We start from the raw sequence: 24938 nt of genomic DNA, 5'->3' as shown, positions 1-24938 counted from the left end.
CATTTGGAAACGCAAGATCAGTTCTGCGTGTCGTCTGCGGGAGCCGAACCGTCGGCGGGTGCGGCGCCATCGGCTGGTGCGGCTGCGTCCGCGGGCGCTGCGGCAGGGGCTGCCGGCGCCTTGGCCTTGGCGGCCGCAGCCAGCGTCTCGCCAACCTGCTGGGCGAGATCGCGCGCGAGGCCGTTCTGCCAGATGTCGGCTGCCTTGACCAGTTCGCGGGTCACGGTCGGGCCGCTATCCAGCAGCTTCTTGCCCGAATCGGAACTGTAGAAGGCGGCGATATCCGTCAGTTCCTTTTCGGAGAACACTTTTGCGTAGGCGAGTGCGGCTTCCTTCTCGAGGTCGGCGCGGCGCGAGGCCAGCGCCAGCGCCTTCTCGTTGATGGTCTTGCCGATCAGCTCCTGCATGTCCGGGTTCTTCTGGATGAGCTGCGATTCGAGCGCGGCTGCCGCCTGCGGCAGGATGTTGTCGAACGGGTCGGTCGCGTGGATCGCCGCGACCGCCGCGCGGGCGGCCTTCAGGTGCGAGTCCGTGACTTCTTGCGAAAACGCCGGCGAAGAGAAGGCGAAAACGGCCGTAGCCGCCAGAACGGCGCAAAGGCTGCGAACCCGGTTATGCAACATCATGATCGGTAGAACTCCCTGGTTTTCGGGCGGCATGGACAGTTTGGATACCGTCGCCGCCGGCGATGATGGCCGCTGACGCCAGCCCGATGAAAAGACCATGCTCGACCACGCCCGGAATGGCGTGGAGAGCATTCGAAAGCGCTCTTGTATCCGGAATGCGGCCAAAAGATGCATCGAGGATAAAATGGCCGCCGTCTGTAACAAAAGCCTGGCCGCCCGTCATCCTCAATGTGACCGGGCCGGAAAGGCCGAGCTTTTCAGCCGCCGCGCCGATCGCGATTTCGGTTGCGCGCAGGCCAAACCGATTGACTTCGATCGGCAGTGGAAAACGGCCGAGCGTCCCGACCATCTTCGACTGGTCGGCAATGACGATCATGCGCTGGGAAGCCGCGGCAACGATCTTCTCGCGCAGCAGCGCGCCGCCGCCGCCCTTGATCAGGGTCAGCGCCGGATCGACCTCGTCGGCGCCATCGACTGTGAGATCGAGCTGCGGCGTTTCCTCCAGCGTCGACAACGGCACGCCAAGCTCGCGGCAGAGCGACGCGGTGCGCTCCGAAGTCGGCACGCCGATGACGGTCATGCCGGTGGCGACCTTCTCGGCAAGCAGCCGCACGAACTCTTCGGCGGTGGTGCCGGTGCCGATGCCGAGCCGCATGCCGTCGCTCACATAGGCGAGCGCTGCCCGCGCGGCTTCGACCTTCAACTGTCTTGCATCCATGCCGCTTGCTGCCCCGGAAATTCGCTGCTGGGCTCCTAGCATTTTTGCCGGTCGGGTCAAAGCCTTTGGCAGCGGCGTACGCCCTGGCGACGAGCAACATGGCTGTTCTGGCAACGCGCGGTCAGGGGCAATGTGTCCGGCAACTCCGATAGGAATTTTTTCTTGACCTGCTGATGGCAGCTATGCTACATAATTGTCCATGGTGCTGATTTGCGCCAACGACCCGCCGCCATGGCGGGTTTTTCATGTCCGACGGCAAGCCACGAAATACCCGGTCCGGCGGGGCTTGCTTGCCAGACCGCCCCGCCCCGCTTGCCCCATCCCGCTTGCCTTGACGCGCCGCAGCCGCTATCGCCTGCCACTTGCTTGAACTTGGCCCAGGACTGACCATGACTCGCCCGATCATCGTGTTCGACCTCGACGGTACGCTGGTCGATACAGCGCCGGACCTGCTCGACAGCCTGAACCACAGCCTTGCCGCCAGCCACATCGCGGCGGTCGATGAGGCCGGCTTCAGGCGCTTTGTCGGTCACGGCGGCCGCGTGATGATCGAGCGGGCCCATGCCGCCCAGCAGCGGTCGCTTGACGTCGAGGAGCACGACCGGCTGCTGAAACTCTTCCTCGACCACTACACCCTCAACATCCCCGGCAAATCGCGCCCCTACCCCGGCGTCGTCGAGGCCATCGCCCGCTTCGAGAACGCCGGCTATCTGCTGGCCATCTGCACCAACAAATACGAAGCCAACTCGCTGGCGCTGATCGAGGCGCTCGGCCTGACGAAGCATTTCGCCGCAATCGCCGGGCAGGACACGTTCGCGTTCCGCAAGCCCGACCCGCGTCATCTGATCGAAACCATCAAACTGGCTGGCGGCGATCCGCACCACGCCGTGATGGTCGGCGATTCGCAGACCGACATCGACACCGCCAAGGCCGCCGGCATTCCAGTGGTGGCGGTCGATTTCGGCTACACCGACCGCCATGTGCGCGAATTCGAACCCTCGGCGGTGATCTCGCATTTCGACGCGCTGACGCTCGATCTGGCGCAAAGGCTGATCGTCGCCGCGGGGAACTGACCAGAAAGCAGCCGGCGTCACGTCGGAGGCGGGTCCACAGGACAACAATCCGATCCCTGCCGGAACGCCTGACACCGCCTTGACTTCCCGCACCTGCCTCCCTTATATCGCGGCTCGCTTGGCCTTCGGGCAACGAGCGGGCGATTAGCTCAGCGGGAGAGCACACCCTTCACACGGGTGGGGTCGCAGGTTCAATCCCTGCATCGCCCACCAAAATCCCTAAAAAAGCCAGCAGCTTACTAATTTGTTGGCCAAAATCGTCGATCTAAGCCTTTTTCGTTTCGCCGCTATGTCGCCACCAATTCGACGATTGTTTTCGACACCGGCGTCGGGAACTGAGCAGCTGGCTTCGCCTCTTTCACGGCGGTATTCCGTCCCGAAGGCCCGAAATGCTCCCCTCGTTGGTAGGCTCCAACCTGTAATCGATTCCTTGATTGCCAGCCGTTTGCTTCTGCGCGCCAGGAGCGGCTCCCCAAGGCGTAGCCTTAGGTAGCGCCTCAACGTCCGCCCATCTCTGTGCTACATTGCAATTTCAGCAGGCTCAGGACGTGTGTGCCGAACACCGGCTGGAGCCGGAAGTACCGCCGCGCTTTCGTCACTGGATTGAGCCGCGAGGAGGATCAAGCATGTCTGACCGCGCCGACGTAGGCCCTCTGCAACTGGGCGAACGAGCGCCCAATTTCGTACTCGACGCAATTACTCGCGAGGGCAAGATAGCTATCGACGATTTCCGCGGCGAGAAGCCAGTGTTGGTTGGGCTGTATCGAGGTCTGCATTGTCCGTTTTGCAGGCGTCATATCGCGACGGTTTCGCTGCTCACACCAGCCCTTAACGCAAAGGGCATCGAAAGCCTCACGGTGGTGAACACGCCCATCGAGCGGGCGCGCCTTTATCTCCGGTACCATCCGATGGTTGGTTTGCTTGCTGCATCCGATCCGGAGCGCGTTTCACACCGCGCCTTTGGATTGCCCAATATGCAAATAACCGAGGGCGAGAGCGCATTGCCGCACAAGGTCTCGATGAGCGATGTGAAGGCGATGCGGCTCAACGTGCCGGGCGAAATGCCTGAGCCGATGGATCCGTTTGCCACGCTCGAATATCTGAACAAAAAAGACAATTACGATATCACTGAAGCGGACCAGCAAATGATGGCGACCGGCGTGGGCCAGCTCACCGGTCAGTTCCTGCTCGACCGCAACGGCGTCGTTCGCTGGACGTTCTCCGAAGTTTTCGATGGCGGCTTGGGCGCCCACCCGAACTCTGAGGCGATGATGTCGGTCGCGTCGCATATTGGTCAGTAGCGGCGCAGTGCGCTGAGCGGGTGCACGGATAGCAGATGTTGCAGTAAACCGCAGAAATGCGAGTTCTCACCTTCACACGGGTGGGGTCGCAGGTTCAGTCCCTGCATCGTCCACCATCCAACTACTTAAGAAACGTTGGATGAATTGGCGCCTACGCAAATCTCTGAAAATCGGCATCGGCGTGTAACTGGCGCGTAAATCAAAAAGACCTCGGCCTAGTGCAGAATCTTGGCCGGATGAACTCGACGCTCCCAGGTGCTCCACTGCGGCGCCCTTTTTGGGTGTGGCCGGGGTGGGGGCGCGAAGCGCGGGTGCTGATAAACTTGCAGATTGGACATCGCCTCCTTACATCAGCAGCGATGAATTCAGAGCTCGGCACTCGTGACTCTGGGTATTTCCATCGAAGATGTCGTAACGTGGCTGCTCATTCTCTGGCCTTGCATTCTCTGGTTTCCAACCCCTAATGCAAATTTGGAGAGGCAAATGAAAACAGCACTGAAAATTGGCTTCAACGCTCTCGCGGTTCTGCGGGTTAGAGAGTGGGCAGTCACGCGATCATCCAGATGGTGAGCTATTCCCAGAAATCATGAGACGGGAGAACCGTTGGGCGGTGAAACTCCGTCTGCCCGCACCAATCAAGGGCCCCGGATTAAACCGGGGCCTTTTTTCTTTACCTCTGCCGATCTCCTGAGCTTTACCTCATCCCGCCAAGTGCGCCAGCCAGATTTGCGCAGAGCAAACTTCGCGGCGTTGAAGCCTCGATGTCCGCGCCCAATCCGCCAGATGAAAGCGTCCATGTCATCGCTGGTCAGGAAATGCACCAAGACGATACCGATAAGCGGCGTCCCCATCACGCCACCTCCCCGTTGGGATCGCGGTGGGCGGCGAGAGCCCTATCAAGGATTTCGAGTAGCGGTGCATCAGGCTGAAGCAGGGCCAGCGCACCCGGGAGGGGTGGACGAGGTCGTAAAGTCGAGCGGTCACGTTGGCGGCTTCAATAGCCGGGCCGGTGTGAGGCAAGCATCCGACACCAAAGCCGCCGACCAAGCACCAGAACCGGCGCAAAACCCGCGCTATCTGGCTGCTGGTGTGGCAAGTTCACATCACGAACCGGGAAATAGCCAACGTGGGCGATAGCTCGCCCACCAAGACCATCATGCGGATGCGGCAAGACGGTGTGCTGTTTGCTGATGCCTTCGACCCCAAGGGCTTCCGAGGCCCCAAACGCAAGCGGACATGGCAACCACAAGGTCTATCTGTGGACCGGCAAGCTTCCGGCCGGGCTGGAGCGGCGGGCTAAACCACGCGGCAGTCGGTGACCGATATTGGAAACGGAAAGGGGCACCTCGCGATGCCCCTCCATTTAACTACCGAAGTAGCCGATCAGGAAAACGACGATCTTGAGGACCGTCTTTAGTTCCAGCTTGAGTTCAATTTTGACGCGGATAACCATTCTCTTGGCGTTTCCGGGTCTGCAGGCGCCGACAGTACCCAATGGGGGTTAATGTCGAGATTTCGAAATCCAATTCAGGTTTTGGTGCAACCGATGGGCGTGGCCACGCCACTGTCAGTTGCGGCGTTTGAAATGTGATTTGATTTTGAGTTTTGCTGAGCTGATAATTTTTCGCTGATTGGGTGCTGTGTGTTTTGCGCGTGCTGATTTGCTTATTTTTGATCGGTTTAGCTGGATTTGATTTTTGCTGATTTGTGCGCTTGGATGATTTTGCTGATTTTCGCTTGCGATTAGCTGATTGCTCATTTCGGCGCGCAGTGCGCCAAAACGCATATGGGAACGCCTCCGCCGTACGTCAAGGGCGTGCGCCAACTTCAGTTTGGAGCCCGAACACCCGGCACCGTGATGTCGGTCGCTTCGCATATTGGTCAGTCGCGGCGCAGTTGCGGACATCGGCTGCACGGGATAGCAGGTGTTATGCAAACCGTTGGTTCGAGCCGGGGTTGCCACGCTTGGGGAGTCGCTTCGACGACGGGCTGAGTGCGGTGGGAATTCCAGTATGAGCGACCAACCCCGCGCCGGCGCGGAAAGACAATGGCGTCGAGCCCGCGATCAGCGCTTCATCGAGTGCAGGATGGCCTGTATGTGCTCTTCCAGGTCGAGTTCGCCCCGAGCCTCAGCGGCCAACAGGTACTCGGCCTTAGCCCGTCGGTCGCCTCGGCTGATCGCAGGATAGGCGCAGATGGCCAGCAATGCGTCCTGTTCAATCCGGTCGGCCCTCTTGCGTTCGTGGCTGCTACTGCCCGCTTGATGAACAACCCTGTAAAGCCCGGCATAGGTGGCTTCATGGGCTCCGATCAGCGACCGCAATTCGGGCGAGGCGCCTTCCCCTTCAGCAAGCGTCGGTTCAACGACCGAGGCCACGGCGGCGAACGCGAGAAGTGTACGGCGGGTGACTTCGGGCATGCCTCATATCCCTGCTGTCTGATCATGCGGGCACACTATAGCACCGGCGCAACGGTTCGGAGAGATGCTCTGGGACGCGACCATCCTGTCTGCTGACAAAATGTTTTCGCACCCGCAGATCGCCCTCCCGGGGCTGGCCGGTTGAGGGCCCTGAAAACCGAAAGCGCCGCGCGCTTGGGGGCCACAAGGCACCCCTCACCCCGCCTGCCGATTAACCCGGGGGCGACAACATCGCCCGCCGGATGCCTTCGCGCTGTCAACCACACGCTAGCGGTAAGTGTGGCCTTAAGTCGCAACAACTGGCTTCCGAAAGCAGGGCCTCGGGCTTCATTGATGCTGCAACCAACACCATATGGTGATCCACAGCCCTCCAAAACGAGAGAAGCTCGCCCTGACGCGGCGCATTGCGGCCGTCAGCCGGAGATGGCCATGAACTAGGAACCTGAAAATCATGCCTGAAAATACCAGACCAACTTCGAGAGACGTCCCCCTCATTCAGCTAGGCGTCTATCAGTGCCGCTTCCCGGTGAGCGAAGACGCGTCAGTACCCGGCGGTTACCGTTTTTGTGCTGGGCCAACTTCGCCGGATCGCGTCTATTGCGATCACCACCACAGCATCGTGACCGCCGTCGACCCTCGTCGAACGCGTTCAGGTCTCCACCCCGCTCAACGGCGCGCCGCGTAAGTTAAGCGGGCGGCCTCCCCCGACCGCAAGCGCGTCAAGGGGAGAGATTCAGCAGAATTTCAGAAATCTTCCGGTACGCGGCCGTTCCTAGGCTGCATTGTTCTGAAGAACGAACCGGATGAGGTCGAACATGTCGCTGAATGAGAACATGCGCCAAGCCGCCCGGCAGGAACTGCTGGAATTTGCGTCCAGCGTCATGGTTGGGTCCCCTTGTGCGCCCATGCCTGGAACAATGTTCGAAATGCTGGAGATCATCGCCGTGGAGAGGCGGATGACTTCCAGCCAAGGTGAAGACAGGTCAAATTCCTCTGATCCCTTGACGTCCGAGCCGATTGAGACCCCAATCAGGCTGCGTTTGGTCGAGCTGGTCAGATCGGCATTCAATGTCGCAAGAAAGCGGTGGGCCCATACTGGCACTTGGCAGTTGCGAGCTTGATCTTGCCCGTGGGCTGCTTGTCCGCGATGGGAAACCCGTTGCTCTGCGCTGCAAGGCGTTTGATCTGCTAACTTACCTCAGCAGGAATGTCGGGCGTGTCGCGACCAAGTCTGAACTGATGTCAGCGGTATGGCCCGATGTGTTCGTGACCGAGGACTCACTGACGCAGGCGGTCAGGGAGTTGCGAAAGGCGCTGCAGGACGAAAGCCAAACCATTATCCGCACGGTTGCCAAACGCGGCTACGTCCTCTCTCTTCCCGATACGCCAAGACAAGAGCGCTCTGGACAGCCGAGCGTTGCGGTACTGCGCTTCAGCAATGAAGGTGCGCCGGACGACTCCCCTTTGGTCGACGGTTTCGCCGAGGACATTGTCAATGCGTTGGCTCGCTTCGGAACGGTCGTTGTGCTGGCGCGCAATTCCGGATTTGCATTTGTCTCGGATTCCGCTTCCGATTGGCGTGCCGTTGGCGACAGGCTCGGCGCAACCTATCTGGTCCGCGGCAGGGCGACGACCCGCGCAGACGGCATGCGGGTCACCGTTAGTCTCATGACCGCTTCGACGGGTGAAGTCCTCTGGAGCGATACGTTTTCTGCTTCTGGCGGCCAGATCTTCGAAATGCAGGAAGAAATCGCCAGCCGTGTGGTGAACCGGCTGGTCGCTCGGCTTGACGACGCGGGTATCAAGCAGGCAACTCCGAAGCCTCCCGATAGCCTGGCCGCATATGAGCTTGTCCTGCGTGGACTGGCCCGGCTGCGCGGATATGGCGATGACGACAATCAGGCCGCGCGCGATCTCTTTCAGGCTGCGGTCGACAAGGACCCGACCTATGCTTTGGCGCACTCCTACACCGCGCTCGCCGATCTCATTATCGGTGGCTATGCCGAGGCATCCTCGGCGTTGCTTGCTTCATTGATCGACCGTGCGGAGTGTGCGGTGACCCTGGCGCCCGAAGAGCCACGCTGCCATCGCGTGCTTGCCCAGGCCCTGATCTCTGCCCGTCGGTTCGAAGCGGCCGAACATCACCTTCAACGCGCGTTCGACCTCAATCCATATGACGCCGATACGATTGCGCAAATGGGCTACTTGCTCACGATGAGAGGCAGGCCGCTTGAAGCACTCGCGGCGATTGACAGTGCGATACGGATCAACCCGATCCATCCTGATTGGTACCACTATGATCGCGCCATCGCCCAATACTCAGCTGGAGATTACAAGGCAGCGCTTGTCAGCATGTCCAAGGTCCCCCCGAGGACCCCCTGGCGACTGGCAAGGCTGGCGGGGTGTCACGCTCAACTCGGCGAACTGAAGGAAGCTCAGCGCATTATGGCAGAGGTCAAGCGGATGGCGCCTGATTACTCGCCGCTTGAGTTTGCGCAAACCGGAATCGCCTTTGAACACGCGAGTGATGCTGAACACCTCATTGCCGGCGTCGCCAAGGCACTCGCAGCCTATGAGGACCAAGGCTAGGGCCGCCACCCGGGCCTGCTTTCCTCAACATCGCAATCCAATGCAATAGAGCTAGCAGCTGCAGTCCGCCCCTTCGCCGCCAAAATTCTTCTGGGCGAAATTCAGGGCGCTGCTGTAGCTCGTATAGCTCTGGAACTGACAGACGTCGGAGCCGTTCCGCACCTTCATCTGTTCGAGATACCAGAACGAAACCTCGATGCGGTCGTCGGCGCAATAGACCGTGTAGCGTTCAGGTTCCAGCGCTTGGGCTTTCTGCACGGGCATGGAAACGGCCGGGATGGAAAGCACCGACAGTGCAAGCAAGACCATGTGACGCGTGCACATGTAGACCCCCAATGAACCGCCAACGTCATTTGGCCATGAATACTGAAGCGGCGCATCGTGGTTTTTTTGGCGCATGGGGTTCTTCTTCCGAAACCTGCAATCGGTGAACTCAATCGCCACGCACTTCAGCTGCGGAACAAACCGGCATGGCAGCGAGTTTCTGTCCGACGAGAACTTGAGGGAAAGCCATGTCCAGATTTCTGCTGGCGACAAGCGTCGCCGTTCTTCTCGCCGGCGGGCCGGCCTTTGCCGCGGACGAGCCCCTGTTGCCGCCGCCCAACGCCAAGAAACTGTCGGAGATCCTCGCCAAGGTCGAGAAGCGCGACGGCTTTCGCTATGTGAAGGAAGTCGACTGGGACAGCGGCGCCTACGTCGTCACCTACTATACGTCCGACAAGGCCAAGGTCGAAATCACCTACGATCCCGTGACCGCCGAGCCCAAATAGAGTGCGTCGGCAGGAGCCTTGAATTTAGTTCTATTGGCCTTTCCTCGCGCTGGCGCCGCCCCTCACCTGCCTGCCGACATCCTCTCCCCGTATAGTGACGGGGCGAGGGACGCCTTCATCGCCGATTTCGCCAATCTCTAGCGTTGCAGAAAAAGCGCCAGCGGTGCGGCCGGCCTCTTTCTCCCCGTTCTACGGGGAGAAATGCCCGGCAGGGCAATGAGGGGCGGCGCCGACTTCGACAATTGGTGGTCTTCGCCTCAAGTCGAACCTGTCATTGGTCTGGGCTTTTGCCCTGGCCTCGCCCAAAATTGTCCATTCTTGAGGTATGACATGCATGCCAGGGTGTGGGCCGCGCCTTGGGCAATCGTGGCTTGGGGGCAATCATGCGATCTTCCGTTCTAACCCGTCGTCTGGCCGTGCTGGCCATCATCCTGGCCGGCGGCATCCTTGGGGCCGCTCCGGCGCGGGCCGATGGCCCATCCTTCGACTGCGCCAAGGCAAGCCTGCCGGCGGAAAAGGCGATCTGCGCCGATCCGCAGCTGTCGGCCATCGACCTGTTGGTCGCCAAGGCGTTCAAGGATTTCGAGCCGGCGTTCGGCGGCGACAAGCGCAAGATCGCCCGCGGGTTGAATGCCGACCGCAATGCCTGCAAGAACGACACCGCCTGCATCGTCAGCGCGCTGAACAACGCGCTGCAAACCTATGGCGCCGCGCCGCAATGGGTGCAGGACTACAACATCGCGCTGGTCGGCAAGAAGGCGCTGGAAGCCGCGGCGCGAAACCCGAAAGAGACCGACCAGCCGCTACCCTCGGCAATCGGCCAATGCGCCTCCACCCATATCAAGACGCTGACCACGCGGCTTGGCGACGATCCGCTGGAAACGGCCAACCCGGATGGCGGCAGCGCCGCGACATTCACCAATGACGGCGGCGCCGTCTCCTACGATCGCGACCCTGGCCTGGCCGCCTCGAAGGTCGGCGACGCGGCCGTCATGTGCCTGATCTCGATTCCCAGGGACTGCCCCAAGCACGATGAGCGCGGCCGCGTCTACTACGGCATCGATCTCGCCATCAAAGCATCATGGGCACTGCCGGACTCGGAGCATATGTGCGGCGGCGCCTGAATTGCCGCTTCCGGAATCTTGGCGGAGAGGCGCCTCTTCCCCTCCCCTTGCGTCAGTCTCGCTTTGATGGCTGACTGCGGCCCATAGGCGCCGCATGGGGGATGGGCATGGCGACGGCGAAGCACGTGCTGAAGCGCATACTGATGATGTTGGCCGGCTACCTCGTATCGGTGCTGGTCGGCTTGATCGCTGTCGTGGCGATCTACGCCGCGCTCAGTTCCCTACCCAACGCGCCCGCCTATTTCGACGTCATGGGCGTCTCGCCGATCGCCGTCCTTGTGGTTCCGCCGCTCGGCATGTTCGTCTATTTCCTGACCATTGTGGTGACCGCACTGCAGACGCTCATCTTCGCGCTGATTGCCGAACTCTTCTCGTTGCGCAATTTCCTGCTGCACATGGTTTTCGGCGCCGCGGCCGCCGCCGGCGGTTTCTTCCTGATCTGGCCAAGTTCAGCGGAAGACATGGACCCCGAGCGCTGGGCCGACATCGGCATCATCGCCGCTGCCGGCCTTGTCGCCGGATTGGTGTACTGGCTGATCGCCGGACGCGACGCGGGTTTCCGGCGCCCCCTGTTTGAGCTCGGCTGAAACTGTTTCAGCCGACACGCTCTAGAAGTCGAAAACGGCCGTTGCTCAACTCGACGGCGAGCGCACCGCCTCGGTGGCGTCCAAGGCCTGCTTCAGCCGCGTGTCGCGATCGTAGACGTCGCCGAAATATTCGACCTTGCCGGACATATCCGGCCAGGCAGTGAAATAGGCGACATAGACCGGGATCTTGCGCGTCACATCCTCGGTCGAATGTCCGTGCTTCAGCTTCTCGGCGATATCGTCGACCGAGATGCCGAGCACGGCGGCCGCCATGCCGCGCGGATCCTGCAGGCGCACGCAGCCATGGCTGAGCGCACGCATGTCCTGGTTGAAGAACGATTTCTGCGGCGTGTCGTGCATGTAGATTGCGTGCTTGTTGGGGAACAGGATCTTCAGTTCGCCGAGCGCATTGGCCTCGCTCGGCTGCTGGCGCACGCTGTAGGGAATGTTGGCGCCATACGCGCCCCAGTCGACCGCCGACGAAGGGATGCGCTTGCCGCGCGAATCGGTGACCTCGTAGCCCGCCCGGTCGAGATAGCCGGGATCGCTGCGCAGCCGGGGCAGCATCTCGTTGACGATGATCGACTGCGGCACGCCCCAATAGGGATGGAAGTCGACCTGCTTGATCTGGTTGTAGAAGAAGGCGGTCTGGTTGGTGGTCCGGCCGACAACGACACGCGTCTTCAGCTTTTCCTCGCCATTGTCGATGTAGCTCGCGGTGAAGGCCGGCTGGTTGATGAAGACACGCGGGCTGCCGAGATCGGAAGGCAGCCAGCGCAGTTCCTCCAGCGCCACCTCAACCTTCAGCAACCTGTCGGCCTTGGACGTTCCGGCCAGCGTCGCGACGGTGCGCGGTCCGATGACGCCGTCGCCCTTCATGCCGGCTTTCTTCTGCACGGCTTCGATCACCGGAACCAGTTCCGGGACATAGACTTCGCTGGTGGCCAGCCTCGCCAGGGTCTCGCCATAGGCGCCACCCATCTCGTCATCGAGATTGCGGGCGATCAGGGTCAGCAGCTTCGGCAGTTCGGGACTGGTTTCGCCCGGCTTCAGCAACAGCTTGGGGTCGACGACGATCTCGTTCTCGGCGCTGGCCTGCAGGGCTTCCAGTTCGACGCGCAACGCCTGGTATTCCGCATTCTGAGGATGCCGAGATTCGAGATAGGTGCGCACTTCCTGGGTATGCGCCAGTGTTTTCAGCACGCCTTGCAAGTCGAGCGGCTTGGCCGGGAAATCATAGTAGCCGGTCATGCGGTTGGGCTCGACGCGGCCATTCTGGGCATCATGGGCATAGCGCAGCACGCGTGCCGACAGCGCCATCTCAAAGCGGACGAGCTCTTTCAGCTGTGCATTGGCGTCGGCCGGCGAGGCGCTGGCGGCGGGCACGTTGACCGTGTAGTCGGCCGGCTCGAGGCCGTAGCTCGCTGCCTCGCCCAGCACCCGCACCGCATCCTGCGCGCGGCTGTTGAGGCCCGTGCCGGTGACCCAGATGAAATCCGGATTGGCCGAGTAGTAGGCGATCAGCGCCTTGGCGATATCGGGCTCGGCATAGAGTTCGTAGTCGCTCAAGCCGGCAATCGCGTCGTGGAAGGCAGCCCCCGTGGCCGAAGGCACGAAAGCGGCGTCCTGCGGAGCCGCCGGCATTGGTGCTACGGCCAGCGCGGAAAAGTCGATGCGCACCAGCCGATCGGCCTTGTAGGTGTAGTAGGACGGGCTGCTGATTTTTACGCCGCCACCACCCGGCACTTTCGGCTTGTGCTTGGGCGGCGCGGGTGGAAACTCACCTTGCGGCTCGTGCCTGACGCCACCTCCGAAAAGCATGTCGAAGAGCCCTTGCGCGCCTGCCTGTGGCACACCGAAGGCCAGCGTTGCCGAGATCGCCACCAGCGGCATCACTGTTGCTTTGTTTCGGAGGAATTTCATGAATCACCCGCCCGGTTGTACCCGGTTCCCGTTCCGCACCGTTAAGACGATCTCGCTCACCGCATGGCGGATGTAAGGCGCGACTATACTGATTCATACTGATTTCGTTAAGCTTCCATAAATTTTGGAAGGCTTGTTGCAGAACGGTTTCACAACATCGTGACGGCCGAAGCGGGGTGTCTCCGCTCCGGCCGAGGGAAATCCTCCGGGGATCAGGCGTTGGCGCCACCGTCGATGGTCAACGCCGCGCCGGTGACGAATCGGCCTTCCGGTCCGGCGAGCCAAGCGACCATGCCGGCAATGTCCTCGGCTTTGCCAAAGCGCGGCGTTGCCATCTTCTGGCGCTGGTGTTCGGCGTGCGGGCCATCGGCCGGATTCATGTCGGTGTCGGTCGAACCGGGGTGGACGACATTGGCGGTGATGCCGCGCGGGCCGAGGTCGCGCGCCAAGGCCTTGGTCAGGCCGACGAGCGCCGCCTTGCTGGCCGAATAGGCGCCAAGACTGGTGTCGGTCACCCGCTCGGCAAGATTGCTGCCGATAGAGATGATCCTGCCGCCCTCGCCCATATGCACTGCCGCCGCCTTCGAGGCGATGAACGGGGCCCTGAGATTGACCGACATGGTCTCGTCGAAATCGGCGAGGGACAGGGTATCGATGGGTGCGGCACGCCAGATGCCGGCGCTGTTGACCAGGATGTCGAGCCGGCCGAATACGGCCACGGCGTCATCGACGGCCTTGTCTATGGCCACCGCATCGCGGTTGTCGGCCTTGATGGCGATGGCGCGGCCGCCCTTGGCCTCTATCTCGGCAACGACCGAGCGGGCCTGCTCCTCGCCATGCACATAGGTCAGCGCGACGCTGGCGCCCTCGGCGGCAAGCCGTCGTGCGATCGCCGCACCGATGCCGCGACTGCCGCCGGTGACGACCGCGGCCTTGCCGTTCAAGCTGTTGGATGACATTTGTTTCTCCTTTTTGTAATGATCGATACATAAATATCTGTCAGCCTTGCCGGGCCGCGTCAACTGAATTATGTATCGATCAACACAGAAAAGAGCGTCATGTCGGAACGAGGCCGCCCCCGCACCTTCGATCGAACCGCAGCCCTGCACCGCGCAATGGAGGTTTTTTGGGCTCGTGGTTACGAAGGCGCATCGATGAGTGAGCTGACCGCCGCCATGGGCATCAACTCGCCCAGCCTCTACGCCGCCTTCGGCAGCAAGGAGGCGCTGTTCCTCGAGGCGACCGATTTCTATTCGCGCACCGAGGGTTCCGACATCTGGCTGGCGCTCGAGGAAGCGCCGACCGCGCGTCAGGCGATCGAACAATTTCTGTGCCTGACGGCGAAAGCCTACGCGCAGACCGATCGCCCGCAGGGCTGCCTGATAACGCTCGGCGCTTTGCACCAGGACTCCAGCCGCGGCGCCATCTGCGACGATCTGCGCCGTCGTCGCGCCGAGAATCACGCCGCCCTGCGCACACGTCTCGAACGCGGCGTTGCCGAAGGCGAACTGCCTGCGAGCTTCGACTGCAGCGCTGCCGCCACTTTCTACGCTACAGTCCAGCACGGCATGTCGATCCAGGCTCGCGACGGCGCCTCGCATTCGGCGCTTCTGGCAACCGTGGCCGGCGCGATGGCGGCGTGGCAGACGATGGCCAGCACGGACAGAGCGTGACAAACGCCGGCCATTGTGCTGCAAATCCAGACAGCCAGCCGGTCGGGAGGACAAGCCTGTGAAAAAAGGGTATCGCGAACTGCTGGATGAGGCGAATGCCGAGATCGAGGTGGTGTCGCCGGAGGAAGCGGCCGGGCTGCTTGACGATGAAGACACCATCTTCGTCGACCTGCGCGATCCGCGCGAGGTCGAACGCGACGGCAGGATTCCCGGCGCCAAGCATGTCACCCGCGGCATGCTGGAATTCTGGATCGACCCCGAAAGCCCCTATCACAAGCCGTTCTTCGCCTCGGGGAAGAGCTTCGTCTTCTTCTGCGCCGGCGGCTGGCGCTCGGCGCTGGCCACCAAGACGGCGCAGGACATGGGGCTATCGCCGGTCAAGCACATCCTTGGCGGCTACACCGCCTGGAAGGCGGCCGGACTGCCGGTCGAGCCCGGCGGGAAGAAGAAATAGCCTCGATCACCGTTCAGTGCAGCAGCGACGGCTCGCGATGCTCGCCGACGAAACCGACCGCGCGTCCCACCACGCCCTTGTCGGCAAGGATACGGCGGTGGCCGAGCCCGTCGGCCCAGTAGAGCCGCACATGGCCGCCGGCGCCGGCATAGCGTGTTGCATGGTCGGCCGGAACTTCACGGTCGTCCGGTGCGTGGATGACCAGGGTCGGCACCGGCGCATCGGCGAGCTGGCGGTCGCCGGTGAATTCGTGCAGCGGCCGGCCGGAAAGATGTTCGACACGGTCCGCCATGGCGGCCTGCGAGCGAGGTCCGACATTGAGCATGCGGCTGAAGTCGGCAAAGATCGCCGGCAGGGAACTGGGCGCCGCGATCAGCCCCAGGCGTCCGGCCACCAGCGGCGGGATGTTCTTGACCGAACCGGCGAGGGCATTGGCGGCGACGGCGCCACCGAAGGAATGGCCGACAACAGCCACGAATGGGCCGAACCATTGGCCGGCGACCCGAACCGCATCCACGGCATTGACCATGTTCAGCCGTCGGCCCTGCGACTGGCCGTGGCCAGGCAGGTCAAGCGAAACCACCCTGTAGCCGGCCGCGCGATAGCCTTCGATCAGCGCACGCATATATTCGGTGCGAGAACGCCAGCCATGCACGACAAGCACTGTGCCGGCGGCCGCCCTGCCCGGCTCCGGCCGGAATTCGTGCACCATGACGCAGCCGGTCGCGGTCTTCAGCCGGTGATGGCGTGCCTCGGTCATGAACGCGGCCGCACGGTCCACGGCGCGGCGCTCGCCATCGCTGAGCGCCTTCACATTCGGCGTGCGGCAGAACAATTCGAAAGCCGCGCGTCCGGTCAGGCGCGGCGCAATACGCTCAGCCGCACCAAACACCCGCCGGATGACCTTCAGCCCGATTGATGCCATAGTGAGAATCCATCCATACGTTCAAGCATGAACATAATAGTTCAAAGATGAACAATAAACAAGAGTTACCTTGGGACAACCCGCGTTTTCGCAACTGGGTCGCGGTGGCGCGCGCCTGCCATGTGCTTGAACGCACGCTGGCGACGAAACTGGCGCCGCTCGACCTGAAGCCGGCGCAGCTCGACGTGCTGATGAACCTCTATCGCCACCCCGGCATGTCGCAGCACGACCTTGCCCGCAAGCTGCTCGTCGGCCGCTCCAACATCACAATGCTCCTGCCGCAGCTGGAGGCGCGTGGCCTGCTGCGCCGCGAAGGCGACGAGAAGGACAAGCGCATCCTGCGGCTTGCACTGACCGAAGCCGGCGAGGCGCTGCTGATGCAGGCGCTGAAAGTGCACATGGCGCTGATCGAGAAGGCGATGAGCCAGTCGACACCGGAACAATGCGACATGATCGGCGAGCAGATGCGCAAGATCTATGATGTGCTGAAAGACGCCTAGAGCCGGATGATTTCAGGTCGGATCGACCTGAAATCTGAATCCGCCTCTAAATCAAAGATATAGAGCATGATGTCGTCCGAAAACCGCTTCACACTTTTCGGCATCATGCTCTAGCCCTTTCAGCCCCGAAACCTACCACATCGTCTTCTTCGCCCGCTCCGGCCATTCCTTGTCGTAGGTCTCGCCGTCGATGTTCCTGCGGCTGGTGATTTCCAGGATCTGTCCGGGCGTCGGCAGCGACTTCGGGTCGACATGCCTTGCCGGGTTCCACAGCTCGGAGCGGACAATGGCGCGGGCGCATTGGAAGTAGACCGTATCGATATCGACGACAGTGACCGAGCGCGCCGCTTTGCCGTCCACGGTGAACGACGCGCACAGCGCTGTATCCGTCGTGATATGGGCCCGACCGTTGATGCGCAGCGTCGTGCCGGAGCCCGGCACGAGAAACAAAAGACCGACGCGCGGGTCGCGGATGATGTTTTTCAGCGAATCGGCGCGGTTGTTGCCGCGACGGTCCGGCATCATCAGCGTTTTCGGATCAACGATGCGCACGAAACCGGCGAGATCGCCGCGCGGCGAACAGTCCAGGCCCTCTGGTCCGCTGGTTGCCAGCGCAACGAACGGTGAGGCCTCGATGAAGGCGGCGTATTCAGGAATGACGTGGTCGAGTTCCTTGACCAACGAGGCTTCGCCAGGAACGCCATAGAGCGCCTCGAGCTGCTCGACCGTGGTGATGACCGACATCTTCCTCGTCTCCAAACCTTTGCCGGCGCTACCCCACATCGATGACGTTTTGACGACAGCGACGGCCTAGCGGTCCCGGCTCAAGCCCTTTTCAGCAAGCTCGGCGAGATAGGCATTCCAGCGCTCGTCCTTTTCGTGGCCGAGCGTGTGCAGGTAATGCCAGGTGAAGATGCCGGTGTCGTGGAAATCATCGAAGGTGATGCGCACCGCGTAGTTGCCGACCGGCTCGATCTTCAGGATCGCCACATTGCGCTTACCTGGGACCGTCACCCGCTGATCCGGCGAATGGCCCTGCACTTCGGCCGATGGCGAAGCAACACGCAACAGCTCCGCCGGCAGTTCGAACGGCCGATGATCGGGAAAGGTGACCGACAGCAGTTTGCGGTCTTTCGAGACCCGGAGTTCCCTGGGTGCGGTCATGATGTTCGATCCCGTGGCAATCCACCCTTCCCTACGCTGCTTCGCAGGAAGGGAAAAGGCCGTTGAGGTGAGCCGACATGCGATGTCGGCCAGGGAATGTTACCAAAGATCGAGAAGCGGTATCTTGAATGGCAGGCCGGATCGTATCACATAGCGGTATATAACGATGCCGCTCACGGCCACGGGAATTGCTTGAAGCATGGAAATGATCGATCCTTTTGGGCGCACCATCAGCTATCTCAGGGTGTCGGTCACCGACCGCTGCGACTTCCGCTGCACCTATTGCATGGCCGAGGACATGGCCTTCCTGCCGAAGAAGGACCTGCTGTCGCTGGAAGAACTCGACCGGCTGTGCACGGTGTTCATCGAAAAAGGCGTCAGGAAGTTGCGCCTCACCGGCGGCGAGCCGCTGGTTCGCAAGAACATCATGCACCTCGTACGCCAGCTGTCGCGGCATCTCAAAAGCGGCGCGCTGGAAGAATTGACGCTGACCACCAACGGCTCGCAGCTGTCGCGCTTCGCCGCCGAGCTCGCCGATTGCGGCGTCAAGCGCATCAACGTCTCGCTCGACACGCTCGATGCCGACAAGTTCCACAAGATCACCCGCTGGGGCCATCTCGACAAGGTCATGCAAGGCATCGATGCAGCACTTGCGGCCGGGCTGAAGGTCAAGCTCAACGCGGTGGCGCTGCGCGATTTCAACGACGCCGAACTGCCCGACATGATGCGTTGGGCGCATGGCCGCGGCATGGACCTGACGGTCATCGAAACCATGCCGATGGGCGAGATCGACGCTGACCGCACCGACCAGTACTTGCCGTTGTCGCTGCTGCGCGCGTCGCTGGAACGCCAGTTCACGCTGGCCGACATTCCCTTCAAGACCGGCGGCCCGGCCCGCTACGTGCATGTCGCCGAGACCGGCGGACGGCTCGGCTTCATCACGCCGATGACGCATAATTTCTGCGAAAGCTGCAACCGCGTCCGGCTGACCTGCACCGGCACGCTCTATATGTGCCTCGGCCAGGAGGATGCCGCCGACCTGCGCGCGCCCTTGCGTGCGTCCGAAGGCAACGAGCTGGTTGCCGAGGCCATCGACGAGGCGATCGGCCGCAAGCCGAAGGGCCATGACTTCATCATCGACCGCCGCACCAGCCGGCCCTCCGTTTCGCGGCACATGAGCGTCACCGGCGGCTGATCTTTGCGCGAAATTCATGCAGGATCGCCTCCGGGTCATTGGCTTCGAGGCGGGATATGCTGAGTCGTTCGTCATTTCTGGCGGTTATCGCAACAATTGCAGCGACAAACGCCATTGCCGCGCCATTCACTTACACCAATGAGCGCTTCGGCACCGTCTGCACCTTTCCCAACGACATCTTCACCGACCGCCAGCCCGAGCCGGACAATGGCGACGGACAGGAATGGCTGAGTGCCGACGGCGCTAGCCTGATCTGCTCGGGGATCCTCAACATCGACAAAGACACGCCCAAGGGGTTCGTCGCGGCTGAGAAAACCAGCGATGAACCCGGCTACAAGGTCACCTACAGCAAGGCCGGCAAGGACTGGGCGGTGCTGTCGGGCTTGAAGGATGGAAAGATCTTTTACGAGCGACGTCTGTTCGGCCGGGATGGCGTCATCCGAACGGTCTGGATCGATTACCCGCCGGCCCTGAAATCGAAATACGATCCGCTGGTCGGCGCCATCGCCGGCAGCCTCAAGGGACCATGAGCATTTTCGGCCACACCGTGGACAAATCTCCGCACGCGAATGTTCGCCTGATTTACCGGTGGCGCTTTCGCGCTTAGCCTCCGTCTCGTAGCGGTCTTTCGCTCCGGGGGAATACACCATGCGCAAACTTCTTCTTTCGTTCGCATTGCTTGGCCTCGCCACCTTGCCCGCTGCGGCCCAGTCGATCGGCGGCACGTATACGGTCGCCGGCACCAATTTCGACGGCTCGGCCTATGGTGGCGAAGCCACCATCACGCTGACCAGCGGGACGACCTGCGCGATCCATTGGGAGACGGGCGGCTCGTCTTCGGACGGTATCTGCATGCGCAATGACGACGCCTTCTCGGCCGGCTATGTGATGGGCAAGGACATCGGCCTTGTCGTCTACAAGGTCGAGGATGACGGGTCGCTGCACGGCCTGTGGACGATCGCCGGCAAGGAAGGCAACGGCACCGAAATTCTGACGCCGAAGAAATAAGGTCCGCCACCATGGCAGGCTATGTTCTGGGCACCGGACAATCCTGTGGCCCAGCCCTTTGCTGTTGCTGTTTCATGCCCGACTGCTACAGGCTTTAAGCAAAGCAGAGCCGGTAGTCATCTTGCCCCTTTCTCCAAACCTTCGCGGCGCGTTGTTCATGGTGGTGGCGATGGCCGGCTTCACCCTCAACGACGCCATTACCAAATACTCGTCGCAATCGATGAACATGGCGCAAGTCATGCTGATCAGGGGAGCGTTTGCCACCCTGTTCGTCGGCTCACTTGCCTGGCAGCGCGGTGCCCTCGTTCGGCTGCGCTCGATGCTCGAGCCAATGGTGGCGCTGCGCGTCCTCGGCGAAGCCGGCGGCACGGTGACGTTCCTGATCGCGCTCGCCCATTTGCCTATCGCCAGTGTCTCGGCTGTCCTCCAGGCGTTGCCGCTGGCGGTGACGATGGGCGCGGCACTTGTCTTCAACGAGGGCGTCGGTTGGCGGCGCTGGCTGGCCATCGCCATCGGATTTGCCGGCGTGCTGGTTATCGTGCGGCCAGGTTTCGAGGGGTTCAGCGTCTACTCGCTGGTGGCGCTGGCCTGCGTTGCCTGTTGTGCGGTACGCGATCTTGCCACCAAGCGGATTCCCAAGGCCATTCCGACGCTGCTGGTGTCGACCGCCACCGCGTTTGCCATGACAATCCTGGGAGCCGCGTTGCTTGCGCCGATGGGGGGCTGGACGCCGATGACGGGAAACAGCACAGCCTTGTTGGCGCTCGCCGCGGTGCTGGTGCTCATCGGCTACCAGTTCATCATCATGGCGATGCGGGCGGGCGACATCTCCTTCATCGCGCCGTTCCGCTACACGGCCCTGATCTGGTCGATCCTGCTTGGCCTGTTCGTCTTCGCCGACATTCCCGATCTGCCGATGATCGTCGGCGCAACGATCATCATCGGCTCCGGCCTCTATGCGCTCTACCGCGAGCGGGTCGTCGGCCGGCGTAAGATCGTTGCCGAGAGCACCGGGCCAAGCATGGTCCCGGACGGAATCTAGTCGGCCCTTGTGATTTCCGACGGCTGGCGTACAGGCTCGGTGGCATGAAGCGAGATGTTGCAGGGATCATTCTGGCCGGCGGCCAATCAAGACGAATGGGCGGTGGCGACAAGAGCCTGTTGCCGCTTGGCAGGGGTCGCGTGCTTGACCAGGTCGTGTCGCGCCTTGGCCCGCAGGTCGCCCCCCTGGCGCTCAGCGCCAACGGTGACGCCACACGCTTCTCACGCTACGAGCTGCCAGTGCTTGCCGACACTGTGACCGGCTTTGCCGGACCGCTTGCCGGAATCCTGACCGGCCTCGAATGGGCCGCCGCCAACACGGCTTGCAAGACTGTCGTCACCGCTGCCGGCGACACGCCCTTCCTGCCGCTGGATCTTGTCGAACGACTGGCGACAGCCACCGATCAGCGTCCTGGTTCGATTGGCGTTGCTTGCTCGGCCGGCAAGCGCCATCCGACCTTCGCGCTGTGGCCGACGGACTGTCGGGACGCCTTGCGGCACTTTCTGGTCGATGAGGATATCAGGCGGGTTTCGGCCTTCATCGACCGGCATGGATTTGTCGAGGTGGAATTCCCGGTTCCGCAATCCGCAGGCCAACCGGTCGACCCTTTCTTCAACATCAATGTGCCCGATGATCTTGTTCAGGCTGAACGTTTGTTGCGGAGCATGAAATCATGAACAGACGCGTCTTCGGCATCACCGGCTGGAAGAATTCCGGTAAGACGACATTGACCGAAAGGCTGGTCACCGAACTTGTCCGGCGCGGCTGGAAGGTGTCGACGGTGAAACACGCCCATCATGACTTCGACATCGACAAGCCGGGCGCCGACAGCTTCCGCCACCGGCAGGCTGGCGCCACCGAAGTCGCGATCGTGTCAGGAAACCGTTGGGCGCTGATGCACGAACTGCGCGGTGAGAATGAGCCGACGCTAGAGGCGATCCTGTCTCGGCTCGCGCCGTGCGATCTGGTGCTGGTCGAAGGCTACAAGCGCGAAGCCCACCGCAAGATCGAAACTCGACGGCTGGAAGCGAAGGACCGCACACCGCTATCGGCAACGGATCCCAACATCGTCGCTGTCGCCGCCGATTTTGCGGCCGAAGGCGAGATCTTGCCGGTGTTCGATCTCGACGATGTGAAATCAATAGCCGACTTCATCGAGCGGGACATTGGGCTCGTTGCTTGAGAGCTAACGCAGCGGCAGAATAGCCTTGCCCATTTTTGCGGTTTTGCAGTTGCTTTTTTCTTGGAAAGAGTGGGAGTATCGCGCCAGCGGGCGGTCAAAAGCACCGCCCCACAGAGCCGTTTGGAACGACGGCCGGGACCATAAAGAGAGGACTATCATGCGTATTGCACTGCGTATCGCGCTTGCCGCATCGGCTGCGCTGCTGACGCTCGGCGTAGCCCAGGCCCAGGAAAAGACCCTGAGGATCGGCACCGAAGGCGCCTACCCACCCTTCAACAACCTCACCGCCGATGGCCAGCTCGTCGGTTTCGACATCGACATCGCCAAGGCGCTTTGTGACCAGATGAAGGTCAAGTGCACCTTCGTCGCCCAGGATTGGGACGGCATCATCCCCGCTCTCCAGGCCGGCAAGTTCGACGCCATCGTCGCCTCGATGTCGATCACGCCGGAGCGCAAGGAGAAGGTCGACTTCACCAACAAATATTACAACACGCCGTCGGCCCTGGCCGTGCCTAAAGACAGCACGCTGAAAGGCGTGACCAAGGCAGATCTCGCTGGCAAGACCATTGGTGTCGCCACAACGACCACGCATTTCAACTATGCTTCGAAGACTTACACTGACAGCACCGTCAAGGGCTATCCGAGCAGCCCGGAGGAGCAGGCAGATCTTGCCAATGGTCGCCTCGACGCCATCGAGGACGATATTGTTGTGCTTCAGCAGTGGCTGGATTCGCCTGATGGCGCATGCTGCAAGATTCTCGGCCAGCCGTCGCCGCAACCGGTCGACATCTTCGGACCGGGCGCCGGCATTGCCGTACGCAAGGGCGAGACCGATCTCGTCAACAAGTTCAATGCGGCCATCGAAGCCATTCGCGCCAATGGAAAGTACAAGGAAATCAACGACAAGTACTTCAAGTTCGACGTCTTCGGCGCCGAATCCTGATAATATGACAAAGGCGGCGGGGGTCTCCCGCCGCCTCTAGGTCTTCTGTGATCGCCGTGGAGACAAGACCAGTCAATGCCAGCCCAGAGCTTATGGACACTTCTCAGTTGGGGACCCGATGGCTGGCTTGATGATATCGCTTATGGCGCCCTGGTTACCGTCGCGCTCGCACTCGCCACGCTGCCGATCGGGCTGACGATCGGCTTTTTCATTGCATACGCCAAACAGTCCGAAGAACCCTCGCTGCGCCTCGCCGCCAACATCTACACCACGGTCTTCCGCGGCCTGCCGGAACTGGTGACGCTTTTCCTGTTTTTCTTCGGCGTGCCAATTCTGCTGCAGCATCTCATCCGATATTTCCGGCCCGACGCGACCATCGACGTCAACGGCTTCGTCGCCGGCATGATCGTGCTTTCCCTGATCTTCTCGTCCTATGCCAGCGAAGTTTTCCTGTCGGCATTCCGCGCCATACCGAAGGGCCAGTATGAGGGCGGCTATGCCATCGGCCTTTCCAACTGGCTGACCATGCGCAAGGTGATCTTGCCGCAGCTGCTTCGTATCGCGTTTCCCGGCTTGGAAAACTGCTGGCTTAGTCTGCTCAAGGATACATCGCTGGTGTCGGTCGTCGGTCTCGCCGAGACGCTGCGCAACGCCGGTGTGGCGGCTCGCGTCACCAAGCACTCGTTCCTGTTTTATAGCGTGGCGGCCCTGGTCTTTCTCGGCCTGGCCATCGTGTCGTCCTTCGCCACCAGCGCCATCCTGCGCTCGCTCGGCCGGCGGGAGGCACAACGATGAGCGCTACAGCCACCATGGTCGAACGGCCACCGCCACGGGCGCGGGGCTGGCCGCGTCCCCGCATCGCCGGCTATGCGCTCGTCGGCCTGTGGGTGGCCTTCGGCCTGGGCATTGTTGCCTATCTCGTCCTTGCCTGGAATCCGGCCTTCTTTGCCAAATATGCGCCGGCCTATCTGAGCGGGCTTGGGGTCACCCTGTCGCTGGTCGCCATAGCGATGGTGCTTGGGGCGATACTGTCGCTCCCCGTCGCCTACGGCCGCATGTCTAAGAACCGAATCCTATCCGGCCTCGCCTATTGCTATGTCTACTTTTTCCGTGGCACGCCGCTGCTGGTCCAGACGTTTCTGGTCTATTACGGCGTCGGCTCTTTCCGGCCGCAACTCAGCGAATTCGGCATCTACCTTCCCGTCTTTAGCGATGGGCTGTCCGTCGCCCGATTCACGCTTTGGGATTTTTTCAAGGATGCATTCAACTGCGGCGTCTTTGCCTTTGCGCTCAACACCGCCGCGTACCAGGCCGAAATCCTGCGTGGCGCCATCGAGAGCGTGCCCAGGGGCCAGTGGGAAGGCGCTGCTTCCCTGGGCCTGCACAAACTGCAGACCTTGCGCAAGATCATCCTGCCGCAGGCGTTGATCGTTGCCTTGCGGCCTTATGGCAATGAGCTGATCCTGATGATCAAGGCTTCGGCCATCGTTGCCATCATCACCGTCTACGACCTGATGGGCAACGCAAAGCTCGCCTTCGCCAACTCCTTCGACATTCAGGCCTATATCTGGGTCGCCGTCGTCTACCTCGTCATGGTCGAGATATTGCGTCATGGCATTGAATGGATCGAACGCCGGATCACCATCCACCTGAAGCGTTGACCAATTCCATATTGCCTGCACCAGTCGATCAGCCCACAGGCGTCTTGACGAAATGAGCGC

The 24938-nt window shown here is 61.6% G+C and carries 30 protein-coding genes and 1 tRNA gene; 20 read left to right on the top strand and 11 right to left on the bottom strand.

Annotated elements, in window-relative coordinates:
* Nucleotides 1–17: 17 nt before the first annotated feature.
* The gene (locus tag AC1D2G_RS16590; RefSeq protein ID WP_457154959.1) at nucleotides 18–626 is read right to left on the bottom strand and encodes a DUF2059 domain-containing protein; all 609 of its coding nucleotides are present in this window, start codon (nucleotides 624–626) and stop codon (nucleotides 18–20) included.
* Nucleotides 613–1344 carry a ribose-5-phosphate isomerase RpiA gene (gene rpiA, locus AC1D2G_RS16585; RefSeq protein WP_477227217.1) on the bottom strand — a complete coding sequence of 244 codons (732 nt, stop codon included), beginning with the start codon at nucleotides 1342–1344 and terminating at the stop codon, nucleotides 613–615. Before rpiA ends, AC1D2G_RS16590 begins: the two co-directional genes overlap by 14 nt.
* A 389-nt stretch (nucleotides 1345–1733) precedes the next feature.
* On the opposite strand from rpiA, the gene AC1D2G_RS16580 reads away from it, so the two are divergent.
* The 3 genes from AC1D2G_RS16580 (at nucleotide 1734) to AC1D2G_RS16570 (ending at nucleotide 3718) form a co-directional block, all read left to right on the top strand.
* Complete coding sequence (locus AC1D2G_RS16580) at nucleotides 1734–2417, top strand: phosphoglycolate phosphatase (RefSeq protein ID WP_477415358.1); 684 nt, start codon at nucleotides 1734–1736, stop codon at nucleotides 2415–2417.
* A 138-nt stretch (nucleotides 2418–2555) separates the two neighbouring features.
* Nucleotides 2556–2630, top strand: a tRNA-Val gene (locus tag AC1D2G_RS16575).
* A 413-nt stretch (nucleotides 2631–3043) separates the two neighbouring features.
* Entirely contained in the window at nucleotides 3044–3718 is a 675-nt protein-coding gene (locus AC1D2G_RS16570) for a peroxiredoxin-like family protein (protein WP_457154210.1), read from the top strand.
* A gap of 1567 nt (nucleotides 3719–5285) precedes the next feature.
* Here the strand turns inward: AC1D2G_RS16570 and AC1D2G_RS16565 are convergent.
* Entirely contained in the window at nucleotides 5286–5504 is a 219-nt protein-coding gene (locus AC1D2G_RS16565; RefSeq protein WP_477415356.1) for a hypothetical protein, read from the bottom strand.
* A 279-nt stretch (nucleotides 5505–5783) separates the two neighbouring features.
* Complete coding sequence (locus tag AC1D2G_RS16560) at nucleotides 5784–6137, bottom strand: hypothetical protein (RefSeq protein WP_477415354.1); 354 nt, start codon at nucleotides 6135–6137, stop codon at nucleotides 5784–5786.
* Between the two features lie 451 nt (nucleotides 6138–6588).
* On the opposite strand from AC1D2G_RS16560, the gene AC1D2G_RS16555 reads away from it, so the two are divergent.
* The gene (locus tag AC1D2G_RS16555) at nucleotides 6589–6822 is read left to right on the top strand and encodes a hypothetical protein (protein WP_477415352.1); all 234 of its coding nucleotides are present in this window, start codon (nucleotides 6589–6591) and stop codon (nucleotides 6820–6822) included.
* Between the two features lie 87 nt (nucleotides 6823–6909).
* Here AC1D2G_RS16555 and AC1D2G_RS16550 read toward each other — a convergent pair whose 3' ends face one another.
* Entirely contained in the window at nucleotides 6910–7206 is a 297-nt protein-coding gene (locus tag AC1D2G_RS16550) for a hypothetical protein (RefSeq protein WP_477415351.1), read from the bottom strand.
* Between AC1D2G_RS16550 and AC1D2G_RS16545 the strand changes: the two genes are divergently transcribed.
* A complete protein-coding gene (locus tag AC1D2G_RS16545; protein WP_477415349.1) occupies nucleotides 7206–8726 on the top strand; it encodes a winged helix-turn-helix domain-containing protein in 1521 nt (506 codons plus the stop codon). The two genes, AC1D2G_RS16550 and AC1D2G_RS16545, sit on opposite strands and share 1 nt — an antisense overlap.
* A gap of 51 nt (nucleotides 8727–8777) precedes the next feature.
* Here the strand turns inward: AC1D2G_RS16545 and AC1D2G_RS16540 are convergent, their stop codons facing one another.
* The gene (locus AC1D2G_RS16540; protein ID WP_477415347.1) at nucleotides 8778–9050 is read right to left on the bottom strand and encodes a hypothetical protein; all 273 of its coding nucleotides are present in this window, start codon (nucleotides 9048–9050) and stop codon (nucleotides 8778–8780) included.
* Nucleotides 9051–9238: 188 nt separating this feature from the next.
* On the opposite strand from AC1D2G_RS16540, the gene AC1D2G_RS16535 reads away from it, so the two are divergent.
* The 3 genes from AC1D2G_RS16535 (at nucleotide 9239) to AC1D2G_RS16525 (ending at nucleotide 11207) form a co-directional block, all read left to right on the top strand.
* Nucleotides 9239–9496 carry a PepSY domain-containing protein gene (locus AC1D2G_RS16535; RefSeq protein ID WP_457154209.1) on the top strand — a complete coding sequence of 86 codons (258 nt, stop codon included), beginning with the start codon at nucleotides 9239–9241 and terminating at the stop codon, nucleotides 9494–9496.
* A gap of 383 nt (nucleotides 9497–9879) precedes the next feature.
* Nucleotides 9880–10620 (top strand): lysozyme inhibitor LprI family protein, encoded by a 741-nt coding sequence (locus AC1D2G_RS16530; protein ID WP_477415345.1) that lies wholly within the window; start codon nucleotides 9880–9882, stop codon nucleotides 10618–10620.
* A gap of 101 nt (nucleotides 10621–10721) precedes the next feature.
* Nucleotides 10722–11207 (top strand): hypothetical protein, encoded by a 486-nt coding sequence (locus AC1D2G_RS16525; protein ID WP_477396630.1) that lies wholly within the window; start codon nucleotides 10722–10724, stop codon nucleotides 11205–11207.
* A 45-nt stretch (nucleotides 11208–11252) separates the two neighbouring features.
* Here the strand turns inward: AC1D2G_RS16525 and AC1D2G_RS16520 are convergent, their stop codons facing one another.
* Together AC1D2G_RS16520 and AC1D2G_RS16515 are read right to left on the bottom strand one after the other, a co-directional pair.
* Nucleotides 11253–13130: a L,D-transpeptidase family protein gene (locus tag AC1D2G_RS16520; protein WP_477415343.1), complete on the bottom strand. Its 1878-nt coding sequence runs from the start codon at nucleotides 13128–13130 to the stop codon at nucleotides 11253–11255.
* Between the two features lie 212 nt (nucleotides 13131–13342).
* Nucleotides 13343–14089, bottom strand: coding sequence for a 3-oxoacyl-ACP reductase family protein (locus AC1D2G_RS16515; RefSeq protein WP_477415341.1), 747 nt, complete (start codon nucleotides 14087–14089; stop codon nucleotides 13343–13345).
* Nucleotides 14090–14188: 99 nt separating this feature from the next.
* On the opposite strand from AC1D2G_RS16515, the gene AC1D2G_RS16510 reads away from it, so the two are divergent.
* Nucleotides 14189–14803, top strand: a complete 615-nt coding sequence (locus tag AC1D2G_RS16510) for a TetR/AcrR family transcriptional regulator (RefSeq protein ID WP_477415339.1) — start codon at nucleotides 14189–14191, stop codon at nucleotides 14801–14803.
* Nucleotides 14804–14861: 58 nt separating this feature from the next.
* Nucleotides 14862–15257 carry a rhodanese-like domain-containing protein gene (locus AC1D2G_RS16505; protein WP_184874214.1) on the top strand — a complete coding sequence of 132 codons (396 nt, stop codon included), beginning with the start codon at nucleotides 14862–14864 and terminating at the stop codon, nucleotides 15255–15257.
* Nucleotides 15258–15270: 13 nt separating this feature from the next.
* Here AC1D2G_RS16505 and AC1D2G_RS16500 read toward each other — a convergent pair whose 3' ends face one another.
* A complete protein-coding gene (locus tag AC1D2G_RS16500) occupies nucleotides 15271–16182 on the bottom strand; it encodes an alpha/beta hydrolase (protein WP_477415337.1) in 912 nt (303 codons plus the stop codon).
* A gap of 47 nt (nucleotides 16183–16229) precedes the next feature.
* Here AC1D2G_RS16500 and AC1D2G_RS16495 point away from each other — a divergent pair, with 47 nt between their 5' ends.
* Entirely contained in the window at nucleotides 16230–16682 is a 453-nt protein-coding gene (locus tag AC1D2G_RS16495; RefSeq protein ID WP_378916515.1) for a MarR family winged helix-turn-helix transcriptional regulator, read from the top strand.
* Nucleotides 16683–16814: 132 nt separating this feature from the next.
* Here the strand turns inward: AC1D2G_RS16495 and AC1D2G_RS16490 are convergent, their stop codons facing one another.
* The gene (locus AC1D2G_RS16490) at nucleotides 16815–17426 is read right to left on the bottom strand and encodes a pyridoxamine 5'-phosphate oxidase family protein (protein WP_095091539.1); all 612 of its coding nucleotides are present in this window, start codon (nucleotides 17424–17426) and stop codon (nucleotides 16815–16817) included.
* A gap of 66 nt (nucleotides 17427–17492) precedes the next feature.
* A complete protein-coding gene (locus AC1D2G_RS16485) occupies nucleotides 17493–17846 on the bottom strand; it encodes a gamma-butyrobetaine hydroxylase family protein (RefSeq protein WP_477415335.1) in 354 nt (117 codons plus the stop codon).
* Between the two features lie 199 nt (nucleotides 17847–18045).
* On the opposite strand from AC1D2G_RS16485, the gene moaA reads away from it, so the two are divergent.
* The 9 genes from moaA (at nucleotide 18046) to AC1D2G_RS16440 (ending at nucleotide 24878) form a co-directional block, all read left to right on the top strand.
* Nucleotides 18046–19041 (top strand): GTP 3',8-cyclase MoaA, encoded by a 996-nt coding sequence (moaA, locus tag AC1D2G_RS16480; RefSeq protein WP_477415333.1) that lies wholly within the window; start codon nucleotides 18046–18048, stop codon nucleotides 19039–19041.
* Between the two features lie 56 nt (nucleotides 19042–19097).
* Nucleotides 19098–19571 (top strand): hypothetical protein, encoded by a 474-nt coding sequence (locus AC1D2G_RS16475; protein ID WP_477415331.1) that lies wholly within the window; start codon nucleotides 19098–19100, stop codon nucleotides 19569–19571.
* 118 nt (nucleotides 19572–19689) lie between these two features.
* The gene (locus AC1D2G_RS16470) at nucleotides 19690–20049 is read left to right on the top strand and encodes a hypothetical protein (protein ID WP_095091535.1); all 360 of its coding nucleotides are present in this window, start codon (nucleotides 19690–19692) and stop codon (nucleotides 20047–20049) included.
* Between the two features lie 121 nt (nucleotides 20050–20170).
* On the top strand, nucleotides 20171–21091 hold the full coding sequence (locus AC1D2G_RS16465) for a DMT family transporter (RefSeq protein ID WP_477415329.1): 921 nt from the start codon (nucleotides 20171–20173) through the stop codon (nucleotides 21089–21091).
* 44 nt (nucleotides 21092–21135) lie between these two features.
* Nucleotides 21136–21768 (top strand): molybdenum cofactor guanylyltransferase MobA, encoded by a 633-nt coding sequence (gene mobA / locus AC1D2G_RS16460; protein ID WP_477415327.1) that lies wholly within the window; start codon nucleotides 21136–21138, stop codon nucleotides 21766–21768.
* Nucleotides 21765–22274, top strand: coding sequence for a molybdopterin-guanine dinucleotide biosynthesis protein B (gene mobB / locus AC1D2G_RS16455; protein ID WP_477415326.1), 510 nt, complete (start codon nucleotides 21765–21767; stop codon nucleotides 22272–22274). Before mobA ends, mobB begins: the two co-directional genes overlap by 4 nt.
* Nucleotides 22275–22431: 157 nt before the next feature.
* Nucleotides 22432–23217 carry an ABC transporter substrate-binding protein gene (locus AC1D2G_RS16450; protein ID WP_095091531.1) on the top strand — a complete coding sequence of 262 codons (786 nt, stop codon included), beginning with the start codon at nucleotides 22432–22434 and terminating at the stop codon, nucleotides 23215–23217.
* Between the two features lie 75 nt (nucleotides 23218–23292).
* Nucleotides 23293–24012 (top strand): ABC transporter permease, encoded by a 720-nt coding sequence (locus tag AC1D2G_RS16445; RefSeq protein ID WP_095091530.1) that lies wholly within the window; start codon nucleotides 23293–23295, stop codon nucleotides 24010–24012.
* Nucleotides 24009–24878, top strand: coding sequence for an ABC transporter permease (locus AC1D2G_RS16440; RefSeq protein WP_477415324.1), 870 nt, complete (start codon nucleotides 24009–24011; stop codon nucleotides 24876–24878). Before AC1D2G_RS16445 ends, AC1D2G_RS16440 begins: the two co-directional genes overlap by 4 nt.
* Nucleotides 24879–24938 lie beyond the last annotated feature (60 nt).

This window comes from Mesorhizobium sp. P2_C7, assembly GCF_056404515.1.
This window is presented reverse-complemented; position numbering and strand designations above follow the sequence as displayed.

Coding starts and splice junctions, on each gene's coding strand:
- AC1D2G_RS16590 (WP_457154959.1), bottom strand. CDS start 626: ATGATGTTGCATAACCGGGTTCGCAGCCTTTGCGCCGTTCTGGCGGCT.
- rpiA (WP_477227217.1), bottom strand. CDS start 1,344: ATGGATGCAAGACAGTTGAAGGTCGAAGCCGCGCGGGCAGCGCTCGCC.
- AC1D2G_RS16580 (WP_477415358.1), top strand. CDS start 1,734: ATGACTCGCCCGATCATCGTGTTCGACCTCGACGGTACGCTGGTCGAT.
- AC1D2G_RS16570 (WP_457154210.1), top strand. CDS start 3,044: ATGTCTGACCGCGCCGACGTAGGCCCTCTGCAACTGGGCGAACGAGCG.
- AC1D2G_RS16565 (WP_477415356.1), bottom strand. CDS start 5,504: ATGCGTTTTGGCGCACTGCGCGCCGAAATGAGCAATCAGCTAATCGCA.
- AC1D2G_RS16560 (WP_477415354.1), bottom strand. CDS start 6,137: ATGCCCGAAGTCACCCGCCGTACACTTCTCGCGTTCGCCGCCGTGGCC.
- AC1D2G_RS16555 (WP_477415352.1), top strand. CDS start 6,589: ATGCCTGAAAATACCAGACCAACTTCGAGAGACGTCCCCCTCATTCAG.
- AC1D2G_RS16545 (WP_477415349.1), top strand. CDS start 7,206: ATGTCGCAAGAAAGCGGTGGGCCCATACTGGCACTTGGCAGTTGCGAG.
- AC1D2G_RS16540 (WP_477415347.1), bottom strand. CDS start 9,050: ATGTGCACGCGTCACATGGTCTTGCTTGCACTGTCGGTGCTTTCCATC.
- AC1D2G_RS16535 (WP_457154209.1), top strand. CDS start 9,239: ATGTCCAGATTTCTGCTGGCGACAAGCGTCGCCGTTCTTCTCGCCGGC.
- AC1D2G_RS16530 (WP_477415345.1), top strand. CDS start 9,880: ATGCGATCTTCCGTTCTAACCCGTCGTCTGGCCGTGCTGGCCATCATC.
- AC1D2G_RS16525 (WP_477396630.1), top strand. CDS start 10,722: ATGGGCATGGCGACGGCGAAGCACGTGCTGAAGCGCATACTGATGATG.
- AC1D2G_RS16520 (WP_477415343.1), bottom strand. CDS start 13,130: ATGAAATTCCTCCGAAACAAAGCAACAGTGATGCCGCTGGTGGCGATC.
- AC1D2G_RS16515 (WP_477415341.1), bottom strand. CDS start 14,089: ATGTCATCCAACAGCTTGAACGGCAAGGCCGCGGTCGTCACCGGCGGC.
- AC1D2G_RS16510 (WP_477415339.1), top strand. CDS start 14,189: ATGTCGGAACGAGGCCGCCCCCGCACCTTCGATCGAACCGCAGCCCTG.
- AC1D2G_RS16500 (WP_477415337.1), bottom strand. CDS start 16,182: ATGGCATCAATCGGGCTGAAGGTCATCCGGCGGGTGTTTGGTGCGGCT.
- AC1D2G_RS16495 (WP_378916515.1), top strand. CDS start 16,230: ATGAACAATAAACAAGAGTTACCTTGGGACAACCCGCGTTTTCGCAAC.
- AC1D2G_RS16490 (WP_095091539.1), bottom strand. CDS start 17,426: ATGTCGGTCATCACCACGGTCGAGCAGCTCGAGGCGCTCTATGGCGTT.
- AC1D2G_RS16485 (WP_477415335.1), bottom strand. CDS start 17,846: ATGACCGCACCCAGGGAACTCCGGGTCTCGAAAGACCGCAAACTGCTG.
- moaA (WP_477415333.1), top strand. CDS start 18,046: ATGGAAATGATCGATCCTTTTGGGCGCACCATCAGCTATCTCAGGGTG.
- AC1D2G_RS16475 (WP_477415331.1), top strand. CDS start 19,098: ATGCTGAGTCGTTCGTCATTTCTGGCGGTTATCGCAACAATTGCAGCG.
- AC1D2G_RS16470 (WP_095091535.1), top strand. CDS start 19,690: ATGCGCAAACTTCTTCTTTCGTTCGCATTGCTTGGCCTCGCCACCTTG.
- mobA (WP_477415327.1), top strand. CDS start 21,136: ATGAAGCGAGATGTTGCAGGGATCATTCTGGCCGGCGGCCAATCAAGA.
- mobB (WP_477415326.1), top strand. CDS start 21,765: ATGAACAGACGCGTCTTCGGCATCACCGGCTGGAAGAATTCCGGTAAG.
- AC1D2G_RS16450 (WP_095091531.1), top strand. CDS start 22,432: ATGCGTATTGCACTGCGTATCGCGCTTGCCGCATCGGCTGCGCTGCTG.
- AC1D2G_RS16445 (WP_095091530.1), top strand. CDS start 23,293: ATGCCAGCCCAGAGCTTATGGACACTTCTCAGTTGGGGACCCGATGGC.
- AC1D2G_RS16440 (WP_477415324.1), top strand. CDS start 24,009: ATGAGCGCTACAGCCACCATGGTCGAACGGCCACCGCCACGGGCGCGG.